This window comes from Streptomyces palmae (genome assembly GCF_004684805.1).
In the GTDB taxonomy this organism is placed as follows: Bacteria; Actinomycetota; Actinomycetes; order Streptomycetales; family Streptomycetaceae; genus Streptomyces; species Streptomyces palmae.
In genome coordinates this window covers 1-11,330 of record NZ_SRID01000220.1, presented here as the reverse complement: position 1 = coordinate 11,330, position 11,330 = coordinate 1, and the positions used below count along the sequence as shown (strand labels likewise).

The 11,330-nt window shown below is 74.5% G+C and carries 10 protein-coding genes; 4 read left to right on the top strand and 6 right to left on the bottom strand.

The features are described from left to right. Positions 1 to 484, top strand: a 484-nt coding sequence (locus E4099_RS21085; protein WP_135340658.1) for a CAP domain-containing protein, incomplete at its 5' end; no start/stop codon positions are given. A 27-nt stretch (positions 485 to 511) separates the two neighbouring features. On the opposite strand, the gene E4099_RS21080 is transcribed toward E4099_RS21085, so the two are convergent. The 5 genes from E4099_RS21080 to E4099_RS21060 all read right to left on the bottom strand — a co-directional run bounded on the left by E4099_RS21080 (position 512) and on the right by E4099_RS21060 (position 5,418). Then, a complete protein-coding gene (locus E4099_RS21080; RefSeq protein ID WP_135340657.1) occupies positions 512 to 1,417 on the bottom strand; it encodes a CAP domain-containing protein in 906 nt (301 codons plus the stop codon). Between the two features lie 117 nt (positions 1,418 to 1,534). After that, positions 1,535 to 2,059, bottom strand: coding sequence for a nucleotidyltransferase domain-containing protein (locus E4099_RS21075; protein WP_135340656.1), 525 nt, complete (start codon positions 2,057 to 2,059; stop codon positions 1,535 to 1,537). 99 nt (positions 2,060 to 2,158) lie between these two features. Continuing rightward, positions 2,159 to 2,653, bottom strand: coding sequence for a hypothetical protein (locus E4099_RS21070; protein WP_135340655.1), 495 nt, complete (start codon positions 2,651 to 2,653; stop codon positions 2,159 to 2,161). Between the two features lie 126 nt (positions 2,654 to 2,779). Next, a complete protein-coding gene (locus E4099_RS21065) occupies positions 2,780 to 4,027 on the bottom strand; it encodes an MFS transporter (RefSeq protein WP_135340654.1) in 1,248 nt (415 codons plus the stop codon). 272 nt (positions 4,028 to 4,299) lie between these two features. Continuing rightward, positions 4,300 to 5,418, bottom strand: coding sequence for a CapA family protein (locus E4099_RS21060; RefSeq protein WP_280923512.1), 1,119 nt, complete (start codon positions 5,416 to 5,418; stop codon positions 4,300 to 4,302). A 345-nt stretch (positions 5,419 to 5,763) separates the two neighbouring features. Here E4099_RS21060 and E4099_RS21055 point away from each other — a divergent pair, with 345 nt between their 5' ends. The 3 genes from E4099_RS21055 (at position 5,764) to E4099_RS21045 (ending at position 9,970) form a co-directional block, all read left to right on the top strand. Further along, complete coding sequence (locus E4099_RS21055) at positions 5,764 to 6,825, top strand: S1 family peptidase (protein ID WP_135340653.1); 1,062 nt, start codon at positions 5,764 to 5,766, stop codon at positions 6,823 to 6,825. Between the two features lie 200 nt (positions 6,826 to 7,025). Beyond that, positions 7,026 to 9,464 (top strand): molybdopterin oxidoreductase family protein, encoded by a 2,439-nt coding sequence (locus tag E4099_RS21050; RefSeq protein WP_135340652.1) that lies wholly within the window; start codon positions 7,026 to 7,028, stop codon positions 9,462 to 9,464. Then, positions 9,461 to 9,970, top strand: coding sequence for a hypothetical protein (locus E4099_RS21045; protein WP_135340651.1), 510 nt, complete (start codon positions 9,461 to 9,463; stop codon positions 9,968 to 9,970). Before E4099_RS21050 ends, E4099_RS21045 begins: the two co-directional genes overlap by 4 nt. 117 nt (positions 9,971 to 10,087) lie before the next feature. Here the strand turns inward: E4099_RS21045 and E4099_RS21040 are convergent, their stop codons facing one another. Next, on the bottom strand, positions 10,088 to 11,269 hold the full coding sequence (locus E4099_RS21040; RefSeq protein WP_135340650.1) for a glycine C-acetyltransferase: 1,182 nt from the start codon (positions 11,267 to 11,269) through the stop codon (positions 10,088 to 10,090). Positions 11,270 to 11,330: the final 61 nt, after the last annotated feature.

The following is an 11,330-nucleotide window of genomic DNA, read 5'->3' as shown; positions in this document are numbered from 1 at the left end:
CCCCGACCCCGGCCCGTCGGCCACCGTCACCCCCGCAGGCGCACCCGAGCGGACGCCGACGCCGCCGGCCACCCGACCGCCCCGGCCCGGTCCCACCTCCCCGGACCCGGCGGAGCGGCTCACCCGCCTGGTCAACGCCCGCCGCGCCGAGGTGGGATGCGCCCCGCTGCGCATCGACCCGCTGCTCGGCAGGGCGGCCCGGCAGCACGCGCGGGACATGGTCGCCCGCGGCTACTTCGACCACGCCGACCCCGAGGGGAACCACGCCGACCAGCGGATCACCGCGACCGGCTACACCTGGTCGCGGTGGGCCGAGAACCTGGACCGGGGCAGCGCGGACCCGGCGGTCGTCGTGAACGACTGGATGGACGGCTCGATCCACCAGCAGAACATGCTGGACTGCGGCTACCGGGACACCGGTGTCGCCGCCGTACCGGGCCCGGACGGCATGGTGTGGGTCCAGGACCTGGCCGAGCCGTCCTGAGGGGCGGCACCGAGGCGGGGCGCCGACTCACCCGCGGGTGCCGAAGTTCTGCACCCACCAGGGCCCGTTGGCACTCATGTCGACGCCGGCGCCGAAGTCCTTGAACCCGCAGTCGAGTATGTTCGCGCGGTGCCCGGGGCTGTTCATCCAGTCGCGCATGGCGGAGGCCGGGTCCTTCGGGCCCCGGTGGATGTTCTCGCCCCACTTCCCGGCCGGATAGCCCGCCGCGCGCAGCCGGGAGTCGGCGTGCTCGCCCTCCGGGCTGGCATGGTCGTAGTAGTCGCGTGCCGCCATGTCGTCCGCGTGGGCCTGCGCCGCGGCCTGCACCCTCGGGTCCAGGCGCAGCGGGGAGCAGCCGGCCTTCGCCCGCTCGGAGTTGACCAGGGTGAGCAGTCGCTGTGCGTACGAGCCGCCCTGGCCGGCGGCGGGGCCGCCCCGAGGGGTGGCGGGAGGGGGAGAGGCCGGCCGTCCGGTACGGCTCCCGGCGGCGGGGCCGGTGCCCGCGTCCCGGGTCCCGCCGGGCCGGCGGTCCGCCGAGTCCTTGCGCGGGGTCGCCGAGGGGGCGGCGGACGTCCTGGCGCGCGGCTTCCTCTTCGTCTTCGAGGACGGTGCCTCGGCCGAGGGGGTGGCGGTCGGCCGGGAGGAGGCCGGGGTCGCCAGTGCCTGGGCCGGAGAGTGCCGGACGGAGTCGGCGGCCGGTGCCTGGTCCTCGGACGCGTCGCCACTGCTGAGGAGAAACGTTCCGGCCGCGGCGACGGCCGCGACCGCCACCCCCGCGAGGACCACCGGGGCGGCCCCTCGCCTGGCGCGCCGCCGTCGGCCGTGCCGTCGGCCGTCCGCGGCCCGGCGCCGGGCGCTCCTCGTTCCCACCGAGGGTTCGGGCCCGCTCTCGGGGGCCGGGAAGGTGGTCTGCTCGTCCTCGTGGGGGTGCATGTCCGCTCCGCTCTCCTGTCCGCGCCGGTCGGTCCGGCACAGGGGAGAGCGGGGCGGAGCTGGAGGATGACGGTTTTTCGGGAAGGGATGTCCCGAGCGGTCCCGCGGCGGGTGCGATCAGCTCCCGAGGGCCGCCTCCAGGCGGGCGATGTCCGCGGCGTCCTTGGCCCGACGCGGAAGCGCCGGATCCCACACCGGCATCATCCGCTTGATCTCGATCTGCACCCGCGGGTTGACGATCGCGCACCGAAGGGTGCCGATACGGCCCGGCGCGCCGTCGAGCATCCCCTCCGGCCAGGCCGTACCCGCCCAGGGCCCGCCGGCGACCAGCACCTGCCCGGCGGCGTCCCCGGTCAGCAGGGTGAAGCTGCTGTCCAACCCGTCCTTGGCGAAGTCGAGTTGCAGCTCGGGCGGCGGCCCGGGGACGGGAGCGTAACCGTGCCCGAGGAGCGCGCCGGCGAGTGTCTCGGCAGTGTCCGACCAGGTGAACCAGTCGATGTCCGCATGGTCGCGGGTGACCTCGCCCAGGAAGAAGTCCATGGCCCAGCCGCCGCGCAGCCACAGGCCGATCCCGAGATCCCCGGCCAGCCGCAGCACTTCGGCGATCTGGTCCAACTGCCGCCGCGCGCGTCGTCCGTCCATGGCCGGCACTCTACGCGGCGAGCCGGCCGCAGGGCCTGCTCAGGGCGCGGGTGGCACCGATGGTGAGGATCCGTCTGCCCTCGCGGGCCGGAACCCGGCTCAGTCCGGGAGCCGTTCGCCGCACCGGCTGCAAAAGCGCGCCCCGCTCTCCTCGGCGAGGCGGCCGCACTCGGGGCAGACCCTGTCGAGCAGGCAGGCGGGCTCGCCCCCGGCCGGCCGCGGCGGGGCGGAGCGGATGCTCATGCCGGGACGGCGCCGGTGCACGGTGAGGTACGTCAGGCCGTCCGGGCCCGCGGCGAGGCTGCGGTGACTGCCGTGCGGCAGCCAGGCCACACATCCCGGAACCAACTCCTGCGCCGCGGCACCGTCGACGGCCAGCCCGCCGCTGCCGCCGGTCACGTACACCAGCACATCGAGGTCGGGCTCGACATGCCCGGCGACCTGCTTGCCGGGCGCCAGGCGGACCAGATTGGAGTCCAACTGCCGGGACGCGGTCGACAGCCGCCACACCGCGCCCCCCTGCTCCTCCGGAGCCTCGCGCAGCAGATCCGCGGTGCGCGCCAGGACTCCGCCCGGCCGGTTCGACGACGCCATGGGTAACCTCCTGCGTGCACGGCCCAAGCGGATGCTACCCCCGCCTTGGTCCTGTCCGGTCGGCCCGGCGCCCGCTCCCGCCCGCCCGGGTGAGCGATGGCCCGGCGGCGGTTCCCGCGGGTGCGCTCAGGCCCGTACGGGGCGGTGCGGCGCCCCGGGGTCCGGGGCCGGGGCGCGGCGGTCGCGCTCCGCCCAGCGCACCGCCGGGCCCATCGCGCAACCGGCGCCGAGGAAGAGGGCGCCGAGCAGCAGCCAGCCCGGCGCGCCCCAGTTCACGATCAGCGCGGTCAGCAGCAGCGGCCCCAGGGTGCGCGCCACGGCCACACCGGTACCGAAGAAGCCCTGGTACTGGCCCATCCGATGGGAGGGGGCCAGGTCGAAACCGATCTGCCAGCCACCGGCGGACTGCTGCATCTCCCCGATGACCTGGAGCGCCGCACCGGCGACAAGGACCGCCACGGTGGCCCAGACCGGCAGGTGGGCCGCGGACACGGCGAACACGGCGCAGGAGGCCAGCAGGACCGCGCCCGCGCGGCGCACGGCCCGGGAAGCCGACCCCAGATCGGTCACCGTCCGCGCGATCCGGACCTGGCAGAGCATGACGCCCAGGGTGTTGAGGACGAAGAGCACCGACGCCAGCCAGGTCAGCTCGGGGGAGCGGGCGGCGATCCACAGCGGAATCACCAGGCTGAGCAGCGGCAGCCGCAGCAGCAGAACCGTGTTGAGGAGGGTGACCAGGGCGTACGGGCGGTCCCGCAGCACGGCGAGCCGGGGCTCGTCGCCGGCCGGCCGATGAGCGGCCCCGACCGCGGGCAGCCGCAGCAGGATCAGGCCGCAGACCAGGAAACCGAGCGCGTCCAGGGCGAACAGGGCGACGAAGGCGGCACGGGAGCCGTTGCCCAGGGCCAGCCCGCCCAGCGCCGCGCCCACCGCCAGACCCGCGTTGAGCGTCGACTGCATATGGGCCAGGACCCCGGTGCGTTCGGCCGGTTCGACCAGGCCCGCGAGCAGCGCCTGGCGGGCCGCCGCAAGGCCCGACTGGGCGGCGGCGTACCCGCCGGCCACCAGCAGGAAGGGCAGGAAGTCGTGGATGACCAGGAAGGACAGGACGGTGGCCGCGGTGGCGAAGGCGAGCAGTACCGCCGTGGTGCGCGGCCCGCGCCGGTCGGCGAGATGCCCCAGCGGCACTCCGGCCAGGGAGCCGACGGCCCAGGCCGCGGTCAGGCCGAGGCCGAGCCGGGTCGGCGACATGCCGACGACCTGGGTGAAGTAGAGCGCCGAACTCGTGTAGTACATGCCGTCGCCGATGGAGTTGCTCAACTGCGCGGCGGCCAGGGTACGGGGCGCGCCTGCCGGCGGCATGAGCTGTTTCACTTCGGAACTCCCTGGGCCGTGAGCCGCCCTGGAGCCGCCCCCCGTCACTGACCAGGGAACGGTATGCCGCGAAGCAGCCCGGGGATCAGGGACAATCCAGCCCGGTGATCGTGGGCCACTTCGCGGGCCGGCTCGGTGCCGCCGGAGGTGGACCGTGCCGCGGGCGCACATGCCCGGGGCTTCGGACCGGCGGCGATCCGGGCCGCCGCCACCCCGGGGCGTCCGCGCGCGGCGCCGACACCAGGGCTAGGCCCGGGGCGGCCTCGGCCCGCTCAGACCGTGCGGACGGCCAGGGCGCCGTCCGGCGCGACCTCGACGCGGGTGCCGAACGGGCGGCTGACCCGGTCCAGGGTGGTGCCCAGCCACGCGCGGTCCCGGTCGCCGGCGTACCGCAGCCGCATCCGCTCGGCGCGCAGCACGGCGATCCGCAGCCCCTCGAGCCGGCCGCTGTCCGCCCGCACCGTGGCCAGGTAGAGGGGCCGCAGGTCGTCGCGGTACCGCTCGTACCCGGTGATGCCCTCGTAGTCGTCGATGAGATCGCCGCAGCCGTAGAGGATCAGCTTGCCGCGGTGGACCTCCAGGGCACGCGGATGGTGTGAGGAGTGTCCGTACACCAGGTCCACTCCGCCGTCGATGAGCGCCCGGGCGTAGCCGACGGTGTCCCGGTCGATCTCATGGCCCCAGTTGGAGCCCCAGTGGAGCGAGACGACCGCGAGGTCGCCGGGCCGCTTCCACTGCCGTACCCGGGCGACCAGTTCGGCGGCGGCGCTCAGCGAGGGCTCCGGGACGAAGTCCACCCCGCCGAGGTCACCGGCCGCCGCCCAGCCGAACGGGATGCCGCTGGAGAGCATGCCCAGGGCGAAGACCAGCACCCGGTGCCCGCCGGGCAGCGGTACGGCGGCCGGGAGCCGGGCCGTGTCGATGTCGCGCCCCGCACCCGCCGTACGCAGGCCCGCCGCCGCCAGGGCGCCGAGGGTCTCGTCCAGACCGCGCCGGCCGAAGTCCATCACATGGTTGTTGGCCAGCACGCAGACATCCGGACGGGCGGCGCTCAGCGCGGGCAGGTTGGCCGGGGCCATCCGGTAGTGCACGCCCTTCCCCGGGGCGAAGCAGCCATGGCGGGTGACACCGGTTTCCAGGTTGAGGATCCGGGCGTCGGGCGCGGCCTCGTCCAGCACCCGCAGGGCGTCCCCCCAGGGCCATTCGAAGTCCACCGGGCGCGGGATCGGGCCGTTCGCCGCCTCCGCCAGTTCGACGTAGTCGCGGGCGTCCCGGATGTACGGCTCGCGCAGCGCCGGATCACCGGGATGCGGAAGGATCTGGTCCACTCCGCGGCCGAGCATCACGTCGCCGGCCAGGCACAGGGTGACCAGACCGCCGTCCCCAGACACCCTTCCAGGCTAAGGGCGCGCCGGCCGGGCCGCCGCGGGACGGGTCCGGCCCCCGTCTGCGCGGGCCGGAGAATCCCCGGTCCGGGGCCGGGGCGGCGGGCGCCGGACGGGCGACCGGCCGCGGATCGCCGGTGATCCCGGGGTGCGCCAAAAATATGCTCTCGTTACGTATCGTGTCCGACAGGTAGCACACCGTGTCCGGCGGTGGCGGCAAACCCGTGCGCCCACCCCCCGGCGCCCGGGGCGCCCCGGCGCGGACGCCGGTGCTCCGAGCAGGGCGCGTCGGTGTCCGCCCGGGCCCTGACCCCCTGTCGACGGCCCCACATCCCCCACTGGAGGTTCGCGATGAAGCGCACAACCGCGCGGAGGCGCCGTACGGTCATCACCGGTGCGGCGGTGGCGGCCGTGACCATCACCACGCTCGGCCTGCGGCCCCCGGCCGACCCCGAACCCGACACCCTGTCGGCCGACGCGGCGGAGCAGTTGGCCGAGGGCATCAACTCCGAACTGGGCTCCGACGCGGCCGGCGCGTACTACGACGTCGAGCGGCGGACCCTGGTGGTCAACGTCGTGAACGAGGAGGCCGGGGACAAGGTCCGCGCGGCGGGCGCGGAGCCCAAGGTGGTCCGGCACTCGCTCGGCTCCCTGGAGGAGGCGCGGCAGACCCTGCGGGACAAGGCCGCCATCCCGGGCACGTCCTGGGTGATGAACCCGAAGCTCAACAAGGTGGTCGTCACCGCGGACAGCACCGTCACCGGAGCCGAACTCGACCGGCTCGAGAAGGTGGTCTCCTCACTCGGCGACCGCGCCGAGGTGCGGCACTCGAAGGCATCCCTGCGACTGCTGCTCGCCGGCGGGGACGGCCTGTGGGGCGGCGGCGTCCGCTGCTCCCTCGGATTCAACGTCACCAAGGACGGCGAACCGTACTTCCTGACCGCCGGGCACTGCACCAACGCGGTCGACAGCTGGTCCGACTCCCTCAACGGCGCCCAGATCGCGGCCTCCGCGGGCGGCAGCTTCCCGGGCGACGACTACGGCATCGCCGCGTACACCACCAACGTCGACCACCCCAGCGCGGTGGACACGTACCCCGGCGCCCAGGAGATCACCCAGGCGGACGACCCGATCGTCGGCCAGCAGGTGCAGCGCAGCGGCAGCACCAGCCATGTGCGGGGCGGTGAGGTCACCGGCCTGGACGCCACCGTCAACTACCAGGAGGGCACCGTCGAGGGCCTGATCCAGACCACCGTCTGCGCCGAACCCGGCGACAGCGGCGGCCCGCTCTACGCGGGGACCACCGGACTGGGGCTCGCCTCGGGCGGCAGCGGTGACTGCGCCTCCGGTGGGGAGAGCTTCTACCAGCCGGTGACCGAGGCCTTGCAGGCCACCGGTTCGACGATCGACTGATCCGCCGCCAGGGCCGCGCGGACCGGCCGACCCGCCCCGCCCGGCCGGCGCAGCGGCCATCGGGGGACGGCGGCCCCGGGACCTCGTACCGTCCCCGGGGCCGGCGCCCGGCGCAGGGGCGGGCGGCGTGGCACCGGGCGGGCGAGCGGCCGCGGATCGCCGCTGCCGCAGGGACCGGCCGCAGGGACGGGAGAGCGAAGGTGTCCGACCGGATCGTGGACGTATGGGGCCCGCGTACGCCGTACTCCTCCGGCGCGCCGTGGCCGATCCGCGTGGACCAGCGGCTGACGGTGCCCGAGGCCGAGGTCGAGCGGTGGGTCCCGACCGCCTGCGTGCTGTGCTCCAACGGCTGCGGACTGGACATCGCCGTGCGCCAGGGACGCATGGTCGGGGTACGGGGCCGGGCCGGCGACCGGGTGAACCACGGCCGGCTGGGCCCCAAGGGACTCCACGGCTGGCAGGCGAACGCCTCGGCCGACCGGCTCACCCAGCCACTGGTGCGCACCGACGGCAGACTGCGCCCGACCGACTGGGACACCGCGATGGACCTGGTGGTGGACCGGTCGCGGCAGGTGCTGCACGACCGCGGCCCGCTGGCCCTCGGCTTCTACACCAGCGGGCAGCTGTTCGCCGAGGAGTACTACGCCCAGGCGCTCATCGCCCGCGGCGGGATCGGCACCCCGCATCTGGACGGCAACACCCGGCTGTGCACCGCCACCGCGGCCTCGGCGCTGATCGAGACCTTCGGCAGCGACGGCAACCCGGGCTCGTACACCGACATCGACCAGTGCGACACCCTGCTGCTGGTCGGGCACAACGTCGCCACGACCCAGACGGTGCTGTGGGCGCGGATGCTGGACCGGCTGACCGGCCCCGACCGGCCCCGCCTGGTGGTGGTCGACCCCCGGGCCACCCCTGCCGCACGGGAGGCGGACGTCCATCTGGCCCTGCGGCCCGGGACCAACGTGGCACTGCTCAACGGCCTGCTGCACGAGATCATCGCCCAGGGACGGGTGGCCGAGGAGTGGGTACGCGCCCACACCACCGGATACCGCGAACTCGCCCGGGTGGTCGGGGAGTACCCCCCGGAGCGGGTGAGCCGGATCTGCGGCGTCCCCCCGGACGCCATCCGCGACGCGGCGCACCTGCTGGGCACCGCGCGCCGGCTGGTCTCCACCGTGCTCCAGGGCGTCTACCAGTCGCACCAGGCCACCGCGGCGGCCATCCAGGTCAACAACATCAATCTGCTGCGCGGCATGATCGGCCGCCCCGGCTGCACGGTCTTCCAGATGAACGGCCAGCCCACCGCGCAGAACACCCGGGAGACCGGCGCCGACGGCAACCTGCCCGGCTTTCGGAACTGGCAGAACCCCCACCACGTCCGGGAGATCGCCGAAGCCTGGAACGTCGAGCCGTCCCGTATCCCGCACTGGGGCCCGCCCACCCCCGCCATGGAGATCCTCCGCTACTGCGCCGAGGGATCCATCGGCTTCCTCTGGGTCACCGGCACCAATCCGGCGGTCTCCCTGCCCGACCTGCACCGGGTCCGCTCCGTGCTGGGGCGCGGCGGGCTCTTCCTGGTGGTCTCCGACGCCTTCCGTTCGGAGACCGCCGAACTGGCGGACGTGGTGCTGCCGACCGCGCTGTGGGGCGAGAAGACCGGCTGCTTCACCAACACCGACCGCACCGTGCACCTGTCGGAACGGGCCATCGATCCGCCCGGCGAGGCCAGGGCCGACTTCGACATCCTGCTGGACTACGCCCGGCGGATGGACCTGCGCGACAAGGACGGCCGGCCACTGCTGCGCTGGCAGGGCCCCGAGGAGGCCTGGCAGGACTTCACCGCCCTGACCCGCGGCCGGCCGTGCGACCAGAGCGCCCTGAGCTACGAGCGGCTGCGGGGCGGCGGCGGCATCCAGTGGCCGTGCACCCACCGGGCCCCGGAGGGCACCGAGCGCCTCTACACCGACCATGTCTTCCCCACCGGCACCGACCGCTGCGAGGACTTCGGCCACGACCTCGACACCGGCGCGCAGTACTCGGCGGACGAGCACCGGGCCCACGACCCGGCCGGCCGGGCCCTGCTGCGGGCCGCCCACTACCGGCCCTCCCCGGACCCGGTCGACGAGGAGTACCCGCTGCTGCTGACCACCGGCCGCCTCGTCCACCACTGGCACACCCGCACCAAGACCGGCCGGGTACCCGAACTCGACCAGGCCGCCCCCGACCTGCGGATCGAACTGCACCCCGACGACGCCCGCCCGTTCGGCATCACCGACGGCGACCTGGTACGGGTGCGCTCGCGCCACGGCGACATCGTCGGCCCGGCCACCCTGAGCGGCCACCGGCCCGGCACCGTCTTCGTACCCTTCCACTACGGCTACTGGGACCAGGCCGACCCCGGCCGGCACACCCGGGCGGCCAACGAGGTCACCCACACCGCGTGGGACCCGGTCTCCAAGCAGCCGGTCTTCAAGCTCACCCCGGTCCGGCTGCGGAAGGTCGCCGACGCGGCGGTCGGCGGCAGACCCGTGGTCATCTCCGAGGACGCGCTCAGCGCCACCGGCGGCAGTACGGCGGCGGGCGCCGCCCCCGCGCCCGAGGCTGCCCCGGAGAGCGCCGGAGACGAACCGCGATGAACAGGATCGGGACCCTGTTCGCCGACCTCCACCACACCGAGACGGCACTGGCCGGGGAGTTCCGCGGCACCGCCGAGCGCCACCCCGGCGACCACGGCACCCACCGCGTCTGCCGCGCCCTCGCCCAGCAGTGCGAGCAGCACACCACGGCCCTGCACACCCTCGCCCAGCCCTACGGGGTGGATCTGGCCGAGGCCAGGTCACCCGGCCTCCTGGAGACGGCCCTGGGCGCGGTGCGGCACGCCGGCCAGGCCCTGCGCCCGGGGCACCAGGGCTCCGGACTGTCCCTCCTGCACGACCTGCGCCGGCTCTACCAGCTGGGCCAGCGCGGCAGCCTGGAGTGGACCATGCTCGCCCAGGCCGCCCGGGCCCTGCGCGACCAGGACCTCCTCGGGCAGGTGACGGCCCTGCACCGGGAGACCCTGGGCCAACTGAAGTGGATCAGGACCCGGGTCTCCGAGACCGCCCCGCAGATCCTCGCGGTGGACCACCCCCAGGGCCCGTGAGCCGAGGGCGCCGGCGCGGCGGCGGTCCGGGAGTGCGTACCGGACCGCGGGCCCGGCTCCGTGCACGGCGCTGTTCGGAGCCGGGCCCGCGCCCCGCGGTCCCGCGGACGAGCCGGCTCAGCCGGCCAGTTCGTCGCGGACCTCGCGGAACGCCGCCACCGCGCGCAGCACGTCCTCGGTCGAGTGCCCGGCGGACAGCTGGACGCGGATCCGGGCCAGGCCCCGGGGCACCACCGGGAAGGAGAAGGCGATCACGTAGATGCCCCGCTCCAGCAGCGCCGCGGCCATCCGTCCGGCGAGCGCGGCGTCGCCGACCATCACCGGGGTGATGGGGTGCTCACCGGGCAGCACGTCGAAGCCGGCGGCCTCCATCTCCCGGCGGAACAGGGCGGTGTTCTCGGCCAGCCGCGCGCGGCGGTCGTCGGACTCGGCGAGCAGATCGAGGATGCGCAGCGAGGCGCCGACGATCGAGGGGGCCAGCGAGTTGGAGAACAGGTACGGGCGGGACCGCTGGCGCAGCAGCTCGACGATCTCGGCCCGGGCCGAGACATAGCCGCCGCTGGCGCCGCCGAGCGCCTTGCCGAGGGTGCCGGTGACGATGTCCACCCGGTCGGTGACGCCGAAGAGCGCGGGGGTGCCGCGACCGCCCTCGCCGGTGAAGCCCACCGCGTGCGAGTCGTCCACCATGACCAGGGCCTGGTAGCGGTCGGCCAGGTCGCAGATCTCGTCCAGCGGGGCGATGTACCCGTCCATGGAGAACACGCCGTCGGTGACGATCAGCTTGTGCCGGGCGTCGCCGGCCTCCTTCAGGCAGCGCTCCAGGTCCGCCATGTCCCGGTTCCGGTAGCGGAAGCGGGCGGCCTTGGAGAGCCGGATGCCGTCGATGATGCTGGCGTGGTTCAGCTCGTCGGAGATGACGGCGTCCTCGCTGCCCAGCAGGGTCTCGAAGACACCGCCGTTGGCATCGAAGCAGGAGCTGTACAGGATGGTGTCCTCGGTGCCGAGGAAGGCCGACAGCCGGCTCTCCAGCTCCTTGTGCGGAGTCTGGGTGCCGCAGATGAAGCGGACCGAGGCCATGCCGAAGCCCCAGTCGTCCAGGGCCTGCTTGGCGGCGGCCACCACCTCGGGGTGGTCGGCCAGGTCCAGGTAGTTGTTGGAGCAGAAGTTGAGCACACGGTCCTCGGCGACCGTTATGCCGGCCGATTGCGGACTGCCGATCACACGCTCGTCCTTGTACAGGCCGGCGGCGCGGATCTCGTCGAGCTGGGCGCGCAGGTCCTGGCGCATGCTGTCGAACACGGGTGGTGACTCCTCGTCGGGAAGGGGTGCGGGCCGGGAGCTCAGGCGCCGGGGGGAAGGG